Annotated in this window: 19 protein-coding genes; 8 read left to right on the forward strand and 11 right to left on the reverse strand. The window is 30.2% G+C overall.

Annotated features, from left to right (window positions below):
- Window positions 1-7: 7 nt before the first annotated feature.
- Together AWE51_RS22945 and AWE51_RS26250 are read right to left on the reverse strand one after the other, a co-directional pair.
- Entirely contained in the window at window positions 8-505 is a 498-nt protein-coding gene (locus AWE51_RS22945) for a hypothetical protein (RefSeq protein WP_066318748.1), read from the reverse strand.
- Window positions 506-516: 11 nt separating this feature from the next.
- Window positions 517-669, reverse strand: a complete 153-nt coding sequence (locus AWE51_RS26250; protein WP_082832574.1) for a YqaE/Pmp3 family membrane protein — start codon at window positions 667-669, stop codon at window positions 517-519.
- Window positions 670-1379: 710 nt separating this feature from the next.
- Here AWE51_RS26250 and AWE51_RS22950 point away from each other — a divergent pair.
- On the forward strand, window positions 1380-1829 hold the full coding sequence (locus AWE51_RS22950; protein WP_066318752.1) for a ferritin-like domain-containing protein: 450 nt from the start codon (window positions 1380-1382) through the stop codon (window positions 1827-1829).
- 60 nt (window positions 1830-1889) lie between these two features.
- Here the strand turns inward: AWE51_RS22950 and AWE51_RS22955 are convergent, their stop codons facing one another.
- From AWE51_RS22955 to AWE51_RS22965, 3 genes are all read right to left on the reverse strand, one after another.
- Entirely contained in the window at window positions 1890-2990 is a 1101-nt protein-coding gene (locus AWE51_RS22955) for a DUF748 domain-containing protein (protein WP_066318756.1), read from the reverse strand.
- Window positions 2991-3078: 88 nt separating this feature from the next.
- Window positions 3079-3660: a DUF3332 domain-containing protein gene (locus tag AWE51_RS22960; protein ID WP_066318762.1), complete on the reverse strand. Its 582-nt coding sequence runs from the start codon at window positions 3658-3660 to the stop codon at window positions 3079-3081.
- A gap of 144 nt (window positions 3661-3804) precedes the next feature.
- On the reverse strand, window positions 3805-4830 hold the full coding sequence (locus tag AWE51_RS22965) for a helix-turn-helix domain-containing protein (RefSeq protein ID WP_066318764.1): 1026 nt from the start codon (window positions 4828-4830) through the stop codon (window positions 3805-3807).
- Between the two features lie 240 nt (window positions 4831-5070).
- Between AWE51_RS22965 and AWE51_RS22970 the strand changes: the two genes are divergently transcribed.
- Entirely contained in the window at window positions 5071-5772 is a 702-nt protein-coding gene (locus tag AWE51_RS22970) for an SOS response-associated peptidase (protein WP_066318770.1), read from the forward strand.
- Window positions 5773-5783: 11 nt separating this feature from the next.
- Here the strand turns inward: AWE51_RS22970 and AWE51_RS22975 are convergent, their stop codons facing one another.
- The 3 genes from AWE51_RS22975 to AWE51_RS22985 all read right to left on the reverse strand — a co-directional run bounded on the left by AWE51_RS22975 (window position 5784) and on the right by AWE51_RS22985 (window position 8471).
- Window positions 5784-6095, reverse strand: a complete 312-nt coding sequence (locus tag AWE51_RS22975) for a YdhR family protein (protein ID WP_066318773.1) — start codon at window positions 6093-6095, stop codon at window positions 5784-5786.
- 137 nt (window positions 6096-6232) lie between these two features.
- On the reverse strand, window positions 6233-7255 hold the full coding sequence (locus tag AWE51_RS22980; RefSeq protein ID WP_066318774.1) for a helix-turn-helix domain-containing protein: 1023 nt from the start codon (window positions 7253-7255) through the stop codon (window positions 6233-6235).
- 172 nt (window positions 7256-7427) lie between these two features.
- Window positions 7428-8471, reverse strand: a complete 1044-nt coding sequence (locus AWE51_RS22985; RefSeq protein ID WP_066318777.1) for a helix-turn-helix domain-containing protein — start codon at window positions 8469-8471, stop codon at window positions 7428-7430.
- A 208-nt stretch (window positions 8472-8679) separates the two neighbouring features.
- On the opposite strand from AWE51_RS22985, the gene AWE51_RS26255 reads away from it, so the two are divergent.
- From AWE51_RS26255 to AWE51_RS23010, 6 genes are all read left to right on the forward strand, one after another.
- Complete coding sequence (locus tag AWE51_RS26255; protein WP_082832575.1) at window positions 8680-8844, forward strand: DUF1328 domain-containing protein; 165 nt, start codon at window positions 8680-8682, stop codon at window positions 8842-8844.
- Window positions 8845-8863: 19 nt separating this feature from the next.
- Entirely contained in the window at window positions 8864-9046 is a 183-nt protein-coding gene (locus AWE51_RS22990; protein WP_066318780.1) for a hypothetical protein, read from the forward strand.
- Between the two features lie 246 nt (window positions 9047-9292).
- Window positions 9293-9622, forward strand: a complete 330-nt coding sequence (locus AWE51_RS22995) for a hypothetical protein (RefSeq protein ID WP_066318783.1) — start codon at window positions 9293-9295, stop codon at window positions 9620-9622.
- Between the two features lie 323 nt (window positions 9623-9945).
- Window positions 9946-11367: a cardiolipin synthase gene (gene cls / locus AWE51_RS23000; protein WP_066318786.1), complete on the forward strand. Its 1422-nt coding sequence runs from the start codon at window positions 9946-9948 to the stop codon at window positions 11365-11367.
- 153 nt (window positions 11368-11520) lie between these two features.
- Window positions 11521-12123 (forward strand): porin family protein, encoded by a 603-nt coding sequence (locus AWE51_RS23005; protein WP_066318789.1) that lies wholly within the window; start codon window positions 11521-11523, stop codon window positions 12121-12123.
- A 155-nt stretch (window positions 12124-12278) separates the two neighbouring features.
- Window positions 12279-12884 carry a porin family protein gene (locus AWE51_RS23010; RefSeq protein WP_066318791.1) on the forward strand — a complete coding sequence of 202 codons (606 nt, stop codon included), beginning with the start codon at window positions 12279-12281 and terminating at the stop codon, window positions 12882-12884.
- Between the two features lies 1 nt (window position 12885).
- Here the strand turns inward: AWE51_RS23010 and AWE51_RS23015 are convergent, their stop codons facing one another.
- The 3 genes from AWE51_RS23015 to AWE51_RS23025 are packed head-to-tail and all read right to left on the reverse strand — an operon-like array spanning window position 12886 to window position 19044.
- Window positions 12886-13782: a DUF6268 family outer membrane beta-barrel protein gene (locus tag AWE51_RS23015; protein WP_066318795.1), complete on the reverse strand. Its 897-nt coding sequence runs from the start codon at window positions 13780-13782 to the stop codon at window positions 12886-12888.
- Between the two features lie 9 nt (window positions 13783-13791).
- A complete protein-coding gene (locus AWE51_RS23020) occupies window positions 13792-17502 on the reverse strand; it encodes a metallophosphoesterase (protein WP_066318804.1) in 3711 nt (1236 codons plus the stop codon).
- 12 nt (window positions 17503-17514) lie between these two features.
- The gene (locus tag AWE51_RS23025; protein WP_066318807.1) at window positions 17515-19044 is read right to left on the reverse strand and encodes a GH3 family domain-containing protein; all 1530 of its coding nucleotides are present in this window, start codon (window positions 19042-19044) and stop codon (window positions 17515-17517) included.
- Window position 19045 lies beyond the last annotated feature (1 nt).

Consider the following 19045-nt stretch of genomic DNA (forward strand, 5'->3'; position numbering starts at 1 on the left):
GCTATTATTACAGTAAATTATTTTTAAATTGAATTACTTTAGTTTTCTTTTTTTGGTTATCCTTCTCTTTTAGTTCTTCAATAATTTGACTACCATCTATCCCTTGAAAAATTAAAAATGTCATCAATCTAGTCGTTACTTCTAAAATATCCACAGGTATCACCTTATCTCTAGCTATAAGAGCACATTTATCTATAATATCTTCATCATACGACATACATTTCCTCACAACATGTATGTATTTAGAATTTTCGAGAACTATTTTTAGATCAAGCCTATTAAGTTTTTGAATTCCTTTTTTTACAAACAACATATCGGGTTCAATGTTATTAAAAACTAAAGATTCTGTTAGTTCATTTGCATATTTATTACGTTCTACACTTTGATGATTTAAAAATCTTTTTAGTTCCACAATCTGTAAAATCTCGGCGGCTTCATAATACATTTTTTCAGACTTAAAAGTCATTTTTAATAGTTCTTGTATTTCCTGATAATTTATCTTCATATAATTTCTATTTACTTATTCACAATAAATGCATGTATTACACCAGGGAGCCAACCAATTAAGGTAAGTAGTAGACTAATAAAAAAAGTACTGCTAATGCCATGCTTCAGAAAAACTGCTAATGGAGGTAAAAGAATATTTAAGATAATATTGAGTAAAGGCATATTGGTTTTATTTTATAAATTTATTTATAGAAATTTAATTAAAAAAAACTTATTAGGCTATTCTTTGATATGATTGAATACATAAGATCTGTACGTCAGTTTTGTAAGAAATTAATTTAGCTTAAACTCATGAAAACAGAACCCCCATCAGTCTATTTTCATATAGAACACTCTGTTTTTTGCTTCTACATTTCTGGTAACATTGTTCCTTTTAATTATTCTAATTAGTTTCTCTGCATATATTTCTTTTGCTATGCAAGAAGACACATCTAAACTCAAAATGTGTGTCATTCTAGCTATATTAAGAGGCCTGTAGCAAATTATATAACAAGATCTTTATATTAATTCATATTCATTAATCCTATTGAAATTATTCTTAACTCAAAACCATTATCAAATGCCTATATATCAGATAAAAGTAAAATCTCAAATGAGTTAATCTTTAAATTATCTGAGCAAATAAAAGCCTCTTTAGAAAGCTATTTTTGTGTTAAACTTTTAAATCAAAGAATTATGATACTTCAATATCTATTGCTTCTCGTAAGCGGATTTGCATCTGGAGTTATTTTGAAAGTTACCAGAGGAATTATGAAGGATAAAAATAAAAAATAGCATATACATATAGTAGAAGGAAGATTATTTCTACAAAAAGAAGATGTTAATCGGTAAACATCTATAAATAATTACTGTTCACTAAAAAAATATAATATATGAAAACGTATTCTGAAAAAATCGGAAACAAATTAAATGATTTACTGGAAAAAACTTATGATGCAGAAAAAGGTTTTAAAAAGGCATCAGAAAATGTTCAGCATGTAGGATTGAAAAGTTATTTTGAACAAAAATCACAAGAAAGACGTAGCTTCGGTCATGCCCTAAAGACTGAAATTAGCTCTTTTGGACAGGATGTTGATAAAGGAGGTAGTATTACAGGTAATCTACATCGTACTTGGATGGATGTTAAAGCTTTTATATCGCCAGAAAACGAAGAGTCTATGTTAGAAGAAGCAATACGCGGTGAAAAAGCAGCTCTCGATGAATATAGTAATGTTCTTTCTGAAACTACATTACCTCCTAGTACACAAACAGTTCTTGTTGAACAAAAAAATAAAATTTCAGACGGTTTAGCATCTATAAGTAAGTTGGAAGATCTAAAATAAAATGGACTATTCTTAAGAAAATTTTTAAAGACCATAGTTTGGAAACTATGGTCTTTATTATTATTTTACAGCTTTTCTTGCTGCTTTTTGAGCATCTTTAAAATCAATAGAGTCATCCGTCATTTCTTTAAAAGCTTTAAACCAAGCATTTTCAAAAATACTAAGTATAGTCATCCAAATATCGCCTTCTACCTTTTTCAAATCCCCTTTTAAGGGTATTTTAGTGGCTAGAGTATTATTTTTATGGTTCTTTACTATAAACTTAAAAAAACCAACAAATCCTTCCCAAAGTGTATCTAAAAAACTGTCTTCCTTCCCTATAAGTTTTACATCTACAAACATTGGTTTAACATATCCTTTTAAGAACCCATTAGCAATAGCGACTTCACTATAGATATTATATTTACCTTCTTTAAAATCAATACCTACATAATGATTTGTAAAATCATTTAAGGATTTAACTTTTGCATTTTCTAAAGAAAAAGACATGTCTATATCAGGAATTGTTTTTACGAGATCCATTTTTCCTTCTAACCTAACATGACCTTGCCCTATAGAAACTGCACTTGCCTTTAACACAGAAGGTAATTCTTGGTCAGGACGTACTATATTACGTAAATTGTCTGCTTGTAAATTTACTTGATTAAAATGCAAATCAATATTGGGATCAGCAGTTAATTGTAGAAATGCTATTTTACCGTTCTTAATTTTCAAATGATTTATCTCAATAGGCGCCAAGCTAGTTAATGCATTTGTCCAATCGTTTAACTGAGTTCTTTTTAAATTATCTTTTTCTTGATCTTCAAAAATATAAGTTAACTTTGGGCTAGTCATTATAATTTCACTCACAATTTTACCATGCAACAAAGATTTCCACTCAATAGAAATGTCGGTTTTTTCAAACAATAAGAATGGCACTTGAGTACCTGCATCAACTTTGTTAAGGTATAAACCATCAATTACATAAGCTCCTCTTAGTAATGCTATCTCTATATCATCAACATGTCCATAATATCCAGGGATGTTCTCCAATACATTATTTACGTATTTTTTCACATAATACGGTAACAAGAGTCTAGCTACTATCAAAAAACCAATAATCAAAACTGGAATAGATACTCTTTTCTTTTGATAAACATGCCTATTTTTATTGCGTTTCATCACTTACTTTATTAAAAATTTAATTATTAAAATCAAAAAAGAGGTTGTATGTAACAACCTCTTTTAAAATACTATTCAAAAAAACGTTTTAATAATTTTCAGCCAATAAGCAATCCTCATATAGCGCTACTTTTTTGTCTAATAATGCTAGACCTTCGCTACGTGTCGTATTAGGATTAATTTTAACTTTTTCCCCATCAGGAAGATGAACAACAAAAAAACCTTCTTCAAAAGAAGAAAGTTTAATTATTTCTCCATCAGATTTTACAGCACTCCACGACTTTTCAGAAGGACTGTAGACTAAATCAAGCTTTTCTCCTTTTCTTTTACCATCTATAATATTGATTTGCAGTCTGTTTTTGGTGGCAGTCATTTCAAAAGTACTTCCGTCGCGTTCAACGATTTGAGTTTCTATATCCCCTTCATCCATAGCTAAAGGATTTGAACCACTCCAAAACTCAATTAAGTTAAAAATAATTGCGTCTCCTAAAAAGAATAAACCATATACTGGTACGATATTTAACCCCCAGAACACAAGATTATTCACAAACCTACTGTCGGTCAAGTCGTTATTCCAATCCTTTAATCCGTTAAAGGCACTAAAAGAGCCTAGACAGCTTGTAAAAAGAATTGACGTAGATAACGCTAAACATATTGTTATTTTTTTCATGGTGTGAAATTTAAAGTTTACACAAAAGAAAAAAACATCATAACAATTGTTTAACTCATATAGATATTTGAGTAACTCATTTACCAATCACAAACAATTTATCTTATTGTGACCGATTTTTTTTGGTCTCTATACCAAATTGATTTAATTTGTTCTTGTATTTTTTAATTTGTACTCCTTAGGGCTATAATGGTACTTTTTTTTAAAAATCTTACAAAAGTAACTTCTACTGGTTAACCCAACCGAGTATACAATCTCGGAAATAGTTAAATCTGTTGACTGAATAAGTCTTTCTGCCTTTTCTAAACGTACATTTCTAACAAAATCAGAAACGGTTCTTTCAAACATAAATTTAAAACCTTCTTGTAACTTTGCTGGAGATAGGTTAGATTTATCGCATAAAGTTCTAATGGTGTGTTGTACTTCGGGATGTTTTTTAATAAAATCACTTAATTCAGAAATCAACTTCAATTCTACTTTTAACAAACTACTAGTGTTAGAGTTATTATCAATTTCTAAACAAAATTTTTCAATTTGTTTTGCCAGAATTAAATAATACCGTCCTTTTTGAGATAACGATTCAGAGATCTTATTCATATATTCCATACCGATAAGTAATTTAAGCTGTTCTGCTATTTTCAGACTATAATTCCCAGAATGAAAGTATCTTGGCTTATTATCTATATGTTGTAATAATCTTTTAAGTTTTTTATTAAATTGGTTTGAATCTTTAGAAAATTTAGCAAAATACTCTTCTTTATTCACGAAAATAATATTTAAAATCAATCGTTTCCCTCCTGATATTATAAAGCGATTTTCAAGTTCATTATCATTATGCACAACAGCTGTTTGAAATTGCTCTATTAAATGTGTTTCATTACTATCTTGAAACTGATGAGAACAAGAACCTTCAAGACAATATAAAAACTGAAGAGAAGAAGACCCTAAACAATTTATTGGAAACGTAATATCTCTTGTTGCCAAAATATTTAAATCAAAAGTCTTCAACCCTTTTTGTAGAGTTGTATATCGAACTTCTCCCGTACCAAATTGTTTTTTAATTTTAAATACATATATATCTTGTTCTTCCTTGACTTCTTCGTCAAAAAAGTATTTTAGAGTATAAAATTCTAAAGGAATAGAATCAAAATTTTTCATTAAACTATTCATAAGCCCATTTTTTATATGTTAAATTTTGATTTTCAAATAATTAACCAAACTAATCATACAAAATTAGTATGTATTAATTTGTTTGTTTAACGTTTTCGAGTATTTGCTTATCTTTTTAGGGCAAAACTTTAAACAATTTTTATTTCTGTCTTATAACTTATTGAATGCGTTAGTATTTAAACGATAAGAGACAATTTTATTAATCAAATTTTATTTACTTGCCATCCCAAAGTAAAATTCATGTACAAGAAAATTTCAAATATTGCAGAAAGAGAACTTATAGAAAAGGAATTGGGCGTTAGTTATAAATTCCCCAGACTTTACACTCCTAGTTCTGTTATAGACGGTTCACAAGAAACTACTTTGTCGGTAATTACGATAGATCAACCAAATCATATATCTTACGCTATTTGGGGACTTTTACCTGATAACTACGAAGAAGAATGGTCTAATTTTCAAAGGGCATTAGATACTTTAAACGTTTCCAAAGAACGTCTTACTGTTAACGGCATTTTTAAAGAACCTTATCAAAAAAGAAGGTGTTTGATTATTGTTACAGGATTTTTTATATATCATTTATATAAAGGGGCTTTGTACCCCTACTATGTATATATTGATCAAGAAAAACCTTTTTACATTGGGGGCGTTTATAATATATTAGAAGATGGATTTATAACCTGTTCAATGATAATGACTAAAGCAACCGGTATTGTAGGCCAAATTCAAAATTTAAATGAAAACATGCCAATTTTCGTATCAGACGATAACACTAGTACATGGTTAAATTCAAAAGCTGATATGTATGATATTAATGTCATTACCAATAGTGACAGCTCTTTAAATTTGAAAGCACATCCTATTGCTAAAGAGTTTTTTAAAAACAGTATTTCATTTGAATCTATGCTCGAACCTGTTTTTTATAAAGGTATACCTAAGTTTTAGTATTTCTATCATTATCTATCTCCAACTATTATTTCATCTTTTAAACAACCGACATCTATTTTCAAGGTCATAGGAATCACTCCATATTCTGGACCAACACCTTTTGTCAAAAATTCACCTAAATATTGATGTGCCAATTGTAAATTTTCAAAAATGTAAGTCCCGCCTATTGTATTAGTTTCCTCATTAGTGTAACAAAACAATGTAATTAAACCTTTAACATTTTGTAATATGCTCTTACGCCTTTTGGCGATTTCACATAGTTCTTCTGTAGATAAATCAGATTTAAATTTTAAGTTCACAATAGCTTTTGAATTCTCCATTAAAATGAATTTTGTTAAGTAAAACATCATTAAAACCTAACAGTGTTATTATACATTCTGTCAGGAGTAAGTTTTGGGGTAATTTTAATGTGTAGAATAGCTTTCGTTTGCATCAGAAAAACGAAATATTGACGTTACTACTCTTGTGTTTTTATTTTTTTTCTGTAATCTGTAGGCAAAATCCCGTATCGTTCGAAAAAAATTTTCGAAAAATAGCTTCTGCTCTTAAAACCTATATTATATACTATTTCAGAAATAGAATCATTTGTGTTTTTTATATAATCTCTTGATATTTCGAGTTTTAACTGTCTTATATATTCATTTACAGATTTAGAATACAATACTCTAAATCCTAACTGTAATTTTTTTGAACTCATACCAGCTTTAGTCGCCAATGATTGTACAGATAATGGCTCTGAAATATTATCAATAATAAATGCCGATAAATTATGAATCTTTTTAATATCATCTTTAGAGAGTGATTCTGGCAATGCTAAACCATTTTCATAATTATTATGTTCTAAAATTTGCATAGCAAGGATCAAATTAAGTTGCCCCTCGATTGAAAGCGTTCGTACTATCCCACTTTCATGACTTTCTTGAAGTTGTTTAATTTGATCTGCAATTCGTAAATTGTAATTGCCATAATGCTTATAAGGCGGTTTTTCGTTTTCTTCCGTAAAAGCCGAAAATAAACTTTTACTTAAATATGATAGATTATTATTTTTTTTCTTCGAATATTCACCAGATAGCACATAAATAAAATTAACTTTAACAGCTGCTGTTTTAGGAAAAATATAAGTCTCTTTAGAAAATTTTTTAGTAGAAATTATAACATTTTGATACCTTTCAAACGTATACGGTTTGTTTTCTACCGAAGTAGTATAATTAAGTTTTCCTTCTGATATAAAAATAAACTCTATTGGATTTGCGTCTTTAATTGTAAAAATAATACTAGTATCTTGTACAAAGTTAACATTGTAATCAACCAAAGAAACTCCCCAATCAAATGCTATAGTCCTTATAACACCTTTTCCTAGTTTATTATCAAACTCTAAAACATGCTCGCCCCAGTTATTAATAAGTTTTCCTTCTAAATATAAATTTAATTGCTCTAGTATTTCTGCACCGTCTATACTATGTATCTCAATTTTTTGCATTCTATAACTAAATTCTATACTGTACTTTATGTTTTGTACAAAGAAATTAGTTTTACGTTAAACAGATTAGCAATTTTGAAACATTTAATAACACTATTGATCAGTTTCAGGACTAGTAGATTGTTAAATTTTCACTGTAAATGTATTTAGTATACTGGTTTACAAGATCTAATTATGCCGATTTTGAATTTTTCTTTTTATTACGCACTTGATCTAAATATTGTTTTGGAGTAATACCGAAACGCTTTTTGAATAATTTTGTAAAATAACTTCTAGAATTAATACCTACTTTATAAGTTATCTCTGTAATATTCAAGCTAGTAGACTCTAATAAATCTTTAGCAGTATCAATCCTATATCCCTTGATATACTCATTTACCGATGTTTTATAAAGTTGTTTAAAACCATTTTGTAGGGTGTTTTGATTTAACCCTACACGCTTTGATAAGGTCACTATATTACCAATACTATCTACTTCATCTTTAATAATTGATACTGCTTGTTCAATACTTTCTATAGTTGCTTGACGTAAAATGAGTCTTTTATCTGGTTCATTAAGGTCATCCAGGTATTGTTGTAATTGGTGCGTTAAAATTTCATACATTTTACCCTCAAGATATACTTGACGCATGAAACCGGTAAGCTCACATTCTGTAAATTCAGAAATAAATTTAGAAATCTCTAAACTATAATAGTTTTTATAATAAAATTGATTAATCCCATTAACGTCCCTAAATAATTCAATAAGATCTTCATTCATATTTGGTAAAAAAGATTCTATCTTTTGTTCAAATAACTTTCTATTGATTTCTATACTTAGAATACAAATAGGAGTATTGGCGGGAATCCTAAACAAATGGTTATTTTTAGATGTACTTGAAATCATAGCATTTTCTAACCTACGTATTTCATGAAACTCTTCGTTATTTTCAAACTTATGATAAAACCCTGACTCTCTATTAAATAGAATTTTTAATGGATGAACTACTCCTTTTTCTAATTCAAAATGAAAATCTTTTTTCAATAAGTAATCAGTCTCAACAACTCCAATACCAAAATCAAATTGAAAAGATCTCATATATCCTGATCCTAATTCTTCTGGTATTTTTATACAATATTCATGATGCGACTGTTCATACTCAACACCCAAACTATTAGCCATATCTATGACTATATTTTTTACATTATGATCTTGAATCTGTATTTTTTTACTCATAAAATTAAATGTTGCCCAATGTTTGTCTAAAGATACCTCTTATTTTATACAATTTATGTAAAAACACATCACACATGGTAATGGAGTTAACAATCTTAGTGATACAGTTAATAAGTTCTTTCCTGTTTTAGGACATTTGTAGTGTAAGAATTTGACAATCAAATCACTCGTGCAAAAGAGTAAACATTAATTTTTAAACCAAAACATTATGTTACGTTACACTATCATTTTTATCATATTGGCAATTGTTGCTGGAGTATTTGGATTTGGAGGTATTGCGGCTGGTGCGGCAAGTATAGCTAAAATCCTATTCTTCATTTTTATAGTTTTATTTATTCTATCACTTTTATTTGGTAAAAGATTCAAAGCCTAATTAACAAAAAACAAAATTTATGAAAAAAATATTTTTATTATTCACAACAGCTTGTCTAATTATTATAACTACCACAAGCTGTAGAGAAAAGAAAACTACAGGAGAGAAAATAGAAGATGCCATAGAAGAAACCGGAGACGCAATCGAGGACGGAGCCGAAGAAGTTAAAGATGCAGTTGAGGATGCCACAGATGATAATTAAAATGAGAAAAGAATCTTTTTAATTGAATATAAAACGGATAATATCGGGTTGGACTCATTATCCGTTTTTTTTAAATCAAAAAAATTATATAATCAATGAATGAGAATAAATCACTTTTTTTTAAAAACTCTAAGTACTTTAAAGTTATTAAAATTGTAAGATTTTTCTTTTTTACATTATTTCTTTTAATGTGTCTCTATCTTTTTTTTGTTTTTGAAGCCATCGTGTAACATTATTTTTAGATTGATGAAATTAGATTTTAAAAACAATGAAAAGAAATACATCAATATTTACCGCCAGAAAGGGTATCTAGAAAATTATCGGATACATAAAGATCAATTGGTAGAAATATCAAATCTAAATACCTACTCCTCAAAACAAGTATATGTAATAGCTAAATATATGTTTGAAGATGTAAATAATCCTAATGATAATTCTATTTTATACATTTTGAAAACGAGTAGTGGCTCAAAAGGACTATTATTAGAAGACAAAGCAACAAAAAACTCATCTTTGACCAATTTTTTTGATGCTATACCAAATGAAAATATACAATACAAAGAAAACTTGTTTTAACAGTATTTATAGATTGTAATCGATGTTGTCCTTCTAAGAAACATCCGCTTCATTAGTCTTACAAAGTATTTAATAGGCTCGTCAGCATAAATACTTCAATCATTTCTGAGTTACTACCTGTACATCAAAAATCTTCTTTAATACAATTTAAAAATAGATTTTAAACTTTAAAATAAACAAGAACATCCGCTTAATCAATTTTATATATTTACATATAAAAACAATCATTAAATTTTAATAGATACTAAAGAAAAAATAGTACTATATTTATTTAAACGCATTTATAGTAAACTATATACTAAAATACATAACAAAATCCCAAAATGATCTTAACTATTATTTTATATAGTATACTAACTGTTTTATCTATACTACACATTATCCTTTATGGTTCTCGACCTACAAAATCCCTAAGCTGGCTTCTTATTGTATTAGTTTTTCCCATTATTGGTATTATTTTTTATGTAGTTTTTGGAATTAATCGAAGAAAATTTAAGTTTTTCAAACTTAAACAGACCGTTAGAAGGCGCTTATATGATGAAAATTTTCGAAATCGATTAGTCAAAAAACAAAAAATCAATTTTGAAAATAAGAAAAGTTCTAAGTTATCTAAATTATTACGAAATAGTTCAAATTTTGCTACCCAACCCGCAAATCAAGTTAAAGTACTCCAAAATGGGAAAGAAACTTTTGATTCTATTTTTAAAGAACTGCAAAAAGCTGAAAAATTCATACACCTACAATACTACATTTTTGAAGAAGGAGAATTATTTGACAGACTTTATTCTTTATTGAAAGAAAAGCTGGAAAACAATGTCGAAGTACGAATTTTATATGATGCGATAGGTAGTTATTCGTTACGTAAAAAAGCCATTAAAAAGTTTAAAGATATAGGAGCAAGTGTATATCCTATAATGCCATTACATTTTGGTAGTTTTTTGTTTACTTTAAATTATCGCAATCATCGGAAAATTATAATTATAGATGGTAAAGTTGGTTTTACTGGAGGTGTCAACATCTCTGATAAATATATTAATCCTAAATCAGAACTTGGTATTTGGGATGACACACATTTATATCTAAATGGTCCTGCAGTAGATAGTTTGCATCGAGTGTTTATCAAAGATTATTATTTTGCCAGTAATGAGGAGTTACTACTAACAAATAAATACCTTCCCGAAATTGAAAAACAAGGAGATGTAGCGGTTCAGATTGTAGCAGGTGGGCCCGATGCAGATCATCCCTCGATTATGCAGCAATACATTACCATGATTAATCTCGCTGAAGAATATATTTATATTTCTAACCCATATTTTATTCCAAACAATGCGATGCTTGAAGCTCTTAGAATAGCGGCTCTAAGTGGAGTAACCATTAAGTTATTAGTGCCAAAAAAATCAGATTCCTGGTTAGCTAAATATAGTATGCTATCCTTTTTTGAAGAACTATTGTTTCTAGGAATTGAGATCTACCAACAAAAAGATGATTTCCTGCATAGCAAAATTATTATAATGGATGGTGAAATTGCTTCTGTAGGTTCTGGTAATTTTGATCACCGAAGTTTTGAACATAATTTTGAAACTAATGCCTTGATTTATGACTCCCCTATTGCAGAAAGCATTTGTCAAGATTTTATTGCAGATTGCCAAGAGAGTGTATTATTGAAGTATGAAATTTATAAAAAAAGGGGGGTAAAACGAAAATTATCTGAAGGTATTGCACGATTCTTTAGCCCTTTATTATAATTAGCATCAAAGTATTCTTTTCTAATTTCTAAAATTCTGTTAAACCTTATTTAAACAACGAAATGAGTCAAAAACTGTGTTTTTTGAGTCAACGTTCCCTCTAAGCTCATTGTAATTTTGACCCAACAAATAATAAAAACAAAACATACAATGATGAAAAAAACAACTTTATTTTTAAGCCTTATTTTTTGTAGCATAACTTTACTAGCACAAGAAGTCGAAAACAGATTTCAACTAGGAGCTCGTGCCGGTGTCAATTTTGCAACCATCACAGGAGATGATTTTGAAGACCCAAATTCAAGGACTAGTTTTTATGCTGGTCTGGTTGCAGAAACTTTTGTAACCGAAAAATTTGCACTACAAGCAGAAGCTTTCTATTCTGGACAAGGATTTGATATAGAAGAAACAACCATTGCTGGGGTAACGGTAACACCAGACGCAGAATTTCAAATTGATTATATCCAAGTCCCTATTTTAGCCAAAATCTACTTGATAGAAGGACTTAATATCCATGCAGGACCACAATTTGGTTTCAAAATTAATGAAGAGATTGATACCGATCCTACAGGAGATGGTGGTGATTTTAATACAGATGCTATCAAAGATTTTGATTTTCAGTTGGCTGCTGGTGCAGAACTTAAATTAACTCGAGGCTTTTTTATACAAGCCAGATATACATATGGGTTTTCTGAAGTAGTTGAAGATACAGATGCGCATAATTCTACCTTTTCTGCTGGAGTAGGATTCATGTTCTAAAAACTTTATTTTAACACAACTCAACTACCAAAAAGACCTATCACTAGTTTGATAGGTCTTTTTATTATTCTAATTCAGTAGGATTAAGAAACCTATTATTTGAGTTAACCTATACACTTAGTTAATGTTAACTTGAAAAATACAATTACAACTTCATGAAAACAAAACAAAAGTTTCTATCATTAATAATGATCATAGTATCATGCACAACTGTCTTTGCTCAAGATGATCCTTTACAATCTGCTCTGTTAGGTTTCAAAGGAGGAGCAAATTTTGCAACAATTAGCTCTAGAAATCTAGAAGATCCTAGCTTTAGAAGTGATTTCTATGTGGGGTTAGCTATCGAGGCGATGCTAACTGATAAATTTGGTTTCCAAGTAGAAGCAATATATTCTAGACAAGGGCTTAAAATTAACCAACAATTAAGCAAAAGAAAAGAAATAGTTAGACTTGACTATATCCAAATACCTATTTTAGCTAAGGCTTATATAATTGAAGGGTTTAATATACAAGGAGGGTTGCAATTTGGATTTAAAGTAGATGAAAGTTCCCCGGTTACTTTCCCTTTAGAAAACGGTGTAGATTTTAATATTGATACTATTAGAAGCTTTGATTTTCAATTAACTTCAGGAATTGAATATAAATTTAAGAACGGATTTTTTATGCAAGCTCGATATAGTTATGGTTTTTCGGAAATTGTTGACGATTCAGAAGCTCATAATTCTGTGTTTTCTACTGGTATCGGGTTTATGTTTTATTAACTTATAGTTTTAGTTTCAACCCTGCCCTAATATATAGGCTATTTTGATCATTAATTGTTAAGATATCTTCTTGATTATCATTTCGCAATCGTATATCATTTATTAACGTAAACCCTGTGTAAGAATATACGACCAAGTGATTTGTCAAATATCGTTCATATCCCAAACCAGCAAGGGCTATTGTCATAGAAATATTATTGGCTACTTTTTCTTTTTGAGCTATTCCATCTGTTAAACTACGATTGTTTTGGATATTAGCAAAAAAACCATCTAAAGTTACAAACCCTTGAAAAGCATTTTTCTTTTTAAAATAGTACTTAATATTAGACTTAGGTACACCTACTGAAAATGACCAATTGGGATAAAATTCTCTGTAATAGTTGATAAAAGGTAATGGAAATGGTCTACCTGCTGTAGTAGAGTAACGTAATCCTAGAATAAGTCTCCAAGGTTTTATTCGTTTGTCATTAGTTTTGTCCTTTAAAAATAAAAGAGAGCCTGTAAATAATGCATCGTCTTCCTCTATTCCTTCTCCTTCAAAATTCGATGCAATAATTGCTCCTGCTTGTACGGCAATTCGCCAATTATTCTTTAACTTAAAGGTATATATCAAACTGCTTTCAAAAGAACTAAAACGTTCTAAATCACTAGTATCAAAAGTAGTCTGATCTCTAAAAATAAAATTTACATTTCTATACTCGATCCCTGGCACAAGATAAGCGCCTTTATCATTTAGCTTAATTGGATATTTTGTAAATATCCTAAGCCTTCTAAAAGAATTTTCGCTATTACGTTGTGGAAAAAAAGTATATTCTACTCTCGCCAAATCTGACACTTGAGAATGAGCAGGTATAATAAAAATTAGAATTATTATAACTATGAGATATTTCTTAAACATTGGATAATTTTAAAATTTAAAACCAAATGAAAATGAAAACCTGGCTCCGTCTTCTCCAGTGAATAAGTTAAAAGTACCACTCATTGCATTTGCACTATTAATCCAAAAACCACCACCGTAATCACTATGCCATTTATCTGAGGTATCATTTTTGGCAATCCAGACTCTACCAGTATCTCCACCAACAAATACACCAAGTTGTAATGGCAAAATTCTTGTCTTAAATTGTTTAAAGCTATATCGAATATCCGCACTGCCAGCTAATGAGGATTGTCCGGTAAAACGTTCTGTTCTATATCCTCTTAAAAGATTTTCATCACCTAATTTTGCTGCTTGGTAAAACTCATAATCCTTGCCTATATTAAACTGTCCTTGAGTAGCAGTTTTCAAAACTAATTTACGATTACGCGTTAAAGCATTGTAAAAACTAAGGTGTGGTTTAATATACCCGAAAGTACTATCTATTTCATCTACATTAGCTCTTCCTCCCAAATTAATCTCAAACCTCATTCCACTTGTGGGATTTACTGCCACATCATAACTTTCATATCGATAAGTTGCATCCAATCCTGCAAACCACTTCCGATTAAAAACTTCGGGATCTTGCAAGTTAGCTTCTTGGGTTATAAAACGACCAGGAGTATTGTCTACTTTTATACCTTCCATAGTACCTTTATATTCAAAATAACTTCCTAATCGTCCATTTTTAATTACTCCAAGAGATATTCCGTAGATACTCAATTTCACTCTATTAAAATCAAAATCTAACTCATCTTGATTATTTTCAGTTTCATTACCAAAACCAAAAAAGTTTTCAGCAAAATTGGGACTTGTGTATGTTGCATCGACCAATAAATTATAATTTCCTAAAATACCCGCAAACTCGCCACGATATCCTAAATCAAAACCTTGCGTAGCAAAATAATATCCTCCAGAAAAACTATGACTGCTTGAAAAAGGATTACGATGAAAACCATTAATCGTATATACCGCCATTGGTCCTATACGGACTCCATCATCTGGATTAAAACCAATCACAGGCAAAACAGAAGATGTAGTTAATACATTTTGATTTTTATCAAAATTATTGATTTGATAATTATCTGTGAATCTAATTTTAGCACCTCCTTTTTTATCTATTGTATTTGGTTTACTTTTATGGTCATACACCGCAATTTTTCGCCCTTTTTTGAGTCTATATACATCATTATTTTGTCCTCCAACAATATTTATTTTGATAGGGTTATCTGCTTTACCTCTTGATTCAAAAACATCGTCATCATCTAAACCATAAATCCATATTTCTTTTGTATCTTTTTTATCGAATATCTTATCACTTACTACAATTCCTTTTTTTCCGTTTTTAATTCTTGAAACAATTATTCTTGTTTTTCCATTTTTCATTCGCTCGATATCAATAAAATCATCCTTATCTGTCCCCATAACAATAGCTAAGTTTGTCAAGTAATTATAATATCTATCAGCAATATCTACTATATTTGCTCTTCTTCCTTTAAGATTTTTCATGATCAGTTTAAGGTCTTCACCTTTTGCTTCAGGAGGTATATTTTTAAAAGCATTTAAGATCGCTTCATCAGTTAGGTTTTCTTGTATGTATTTTGCTTGATTAAGCCACTCTCTTCTTCCACTATTTCTTATCAATGTTCGATCTAATCTAGTAGCAGATGCATTAATCCATTTTACATCTTTTAATTCTTCATCATAAATCTGAAACTGATTTGCAAACCCTAAAAGTCCTCTTAATGTACCAAGAAACCCTCCATCAAAATTAGAGAAAGCTTGATCTCTGTCTCGAGGAATAGGCTTAAAAACATGATCCCCATTCTCTAATTTATATTCGGCCCATCTCCATTGATCTTGATGACGATCCCAATCACCTATTAGCATATCAAAAACTCTTGCTCGAATATAAGAAGGTTCATCAATTTTATATTTTTCATCTCTACGAAGTCTTTCGTAAACATCTGCCGTACTTTCTATATCATCAGGTTTTCCAAAAGAAACTAAATCTTTATGGTGTTTTTCTGGTCGTTCTTCAATCATATATAATTCATTACCATGTTCACTATTATATTTTCCTAATGCACGCTGCTTAGGTACATAATATACTTTAGGATTTGTATGAAGAACACCGATTGCATCAGACAACTCGGGAATAACTGTAAATATATAGGGGTGCGCAGCAGTATAAAAATCGAGTAATATATCTTCTGAAATAGTATTCTCAAGCGACTCTTCTATGTAATTGTTTTGAAAAACTGTAGATTGTAGAAATTTAATACCACTTTTTTTTAATGCTCGCATATTGTATTGCTTGCCGTCTTTACTTCTAAGGCGCAAGGATCTTGTTTGATGTCCACCACCCTTTCTCACCACTTCTAATCCACCATATAGTGTATCTAAAATAGCAACTTGGGCTTGAATTTTTTTTCCATATAAACTACGATAATGATCTCCCCAAATACTCTCATAAAACTCAGTTTTCTCTGTACCTTCTTGTTCATAAACTGAAGCAGCTATAGTTTGCTTTTTTATTTCTGGTATAGCACTCACATCAAACTCAGGAATTACTTTATAAATTTCTTTTCTAAATAGTAATTTAGGTTCATTATTTTCACTCGCATAATACGATGCCCAAGAAGAGCCATTTTTAAGAATATCTAATTTCACAAAACCTTGTCCGCCATATGCAAAAAGTCCATCATTACTTAGCGTGGCATATGAATTTTTAGCACCTGATCCAGAAACAATTTGTTTGATTCCTTTGTGCTCTATATACTGCAAAGAATGTTCGTGACCTGATGCGAAAATGATTCGATTTGAACCTTTGGCCAATGTTTCTAATCTTTTTACTAGAGATTTATATTGTTTATTTTGTTTATCCTGTGTAGATATGCCTCCTGTCGTACGAATTTGCATTGCAAGCGATCCCAAAATAGGCACAGGTACTTTTTTTTGTGATGGATATAAATGTTTAACTGGTGCATATTTCCCTCCGTGTACACCATTTGTATACAGAGGATGATGAAGAGCAAAAAGGATTGTCTTATCTTGGTTTTTCTTAAATTCACTTTCGATTTCAAGAAACATTGCTTCTCTTGTCTTGATTTCAGGGCAATTATCATTAATAGTTGGATGTTTATCCCAATCCTCAAGATACCATTGAGAATCTAAAATAATTAGCTGTATATTCTCTGTGATCTCTATACTTTCCAGAGCGCACCCTTTAGAAGGGCGAAACACTTTTTTATCTTTCAATTTTTTTTCAAAGTATTTTTCTTCACGTTCAAGTCCCTTTAACCCTTCATTATACCAATCATGATTTCCAGGAATAAAATAAACTTGTCCATCAAAGTTTTTCACTGCATCTATTTGGGCATCCAAACGATGCTCTGCAATAGCACGGTCTTTTTTATCTTCTTCAGGCATTCCATCAGGATAAATATTATCTCCTAAAAAAATAGTATAATTTCCTTTTTGCTTATGGGTATCTAAATATTTTTCTAGTGCTAATAATGCCGGAGTGCTTTTTCCTTGGTTTGCGTATCCTGCATCGCCAATAAGGTAAAAAGTTTTTTCTATTTCTTGATTCTCTGATGTAGTAGATTTATCAAAAGGCTCTCGGTATTTCGGCTCGTAGAGAGCACAACTTGAAACTAAAATAGTAAGTATTATTAGGGTAATATATTTATAGGTCATAAGTTTGTTGTTTTAGATTGAATGGTTTTCTGAAACGAAATTTTCCCACTCGACAAACTTATCTTCAGACATCACGCGTTCCATTTTCACCTGTCCTCCTTTTTTCTTTTGTGCTCCGCTCCATTCCGAAAAAATTGATGATGGAATGGTAGTTACTTTAATTCCTTTTAGTGCTTTATTTCTGGCTACTTTATAATTTTTATTAGCTTTCTTGAGCACCTCATCCAAAGTGTCTGCCAATACTTTATTTTCTACTGAAGTTTCTGTTCCCAAATACCAATGGTGGTGAAACTCATCATTTATTCGAGTAGCGGCTAATGTAAATTCTGGAATTTCGATATCAAATTTTTCTTCTATTTGACGTAAGGCTGAATTCATTTTATTTACTGATAATTGTGAACCTACAACATTTAGGAAAAACTTAGTACGTCCGGTAATTCTAATTTCAGCTTTAGCTACATCGGTAAATTCTATAGTATCGCCTATGATATATCGCCAAGCCCCAGAAACAGTACTTATAAGCAACACATAGTCTTGATCGATTTCTACTTCGGCTAATGTAATTGAAGGCGCATCTTGTTTCAAAGAACCATCTTGATTAATATATTCTGGTTGAAAAGGAACAAATTCAAAATACACACCATTATCGGTAATAAGTTTCATCGCATCGGTTTCAGGACGTTCTTGATAGGCTATAAATCCTTCTGAGGCGAGATACGTATCAATAACCGTAATAGGGTGTTTTAATAAGTTATTAAAGCTTTTTTCGTAAGGTGCAAAAGCTACTCCTCCAGAAGTATAGACTTGCAAGTTTGGCCAAATATCATGTATTGTTTCAGCATTGTGATATTCTATAACTTTCTGAAGCATTAACTCCATCCAAGACGGTATGCCACTTAATGCTCCAATATCCCAATCCTTTGCTTTTTCTGCAATACGTTCTACACGTTTATCCCAATTATCAATTTTTGCAATGTCACGACCGGGTTTATAATATCCTTCAAACCAAAAAGGAATATTGCTGGCACTTATACCACTAATTTCTCCTTCAAGATGCCCATCTTTTTCTTGTAAATCTGTAGAACTACCTAACATCATTATTTCTTTTTCAAAGAATTCTGCAGGTAAATCAAAATTAGATAGCGCTTCTACTTGCTTAATTCCGGCATTACGAATTGATTCTATCATACTATTAGTTACAGGAATACGTTTGCTTTTTTTTCCTGTCGTGCCCGAACTTAACGCAAAGTAATCTGGACTTCCTGGCCAAGTAATGTTTTCTTCTCCATCAATAACTTTATGCCACCATTGCTTCTTTAACTGATGATAATCAAAATAGGGTACTGTCTCTGCATATGTTTTTTGTATATTTTTTGATTCAAGAATTTTGTTAAAATCATATGTTATCCCAAAATCTGTATTCGAAGCTGTTTTTAATAACATTTCTAATACTTTTTGTTGTTCCTCTATATGATTTGGTTCAGAAGTTAATGCTCCTTTTATCTCAATTGCTCCTTTTATAATTGATCCTATAATTGCCATG

Origin of the sequence: Aquimarina aggregata, from assembly GCF_001632745.1 — a bacterium.
GTDB lineage: Bacteria > Bacteroidota > Bacteroidia > Flavobacteriales > Flavobacteriaceae > Aquimarina > Aquimarina aggregata.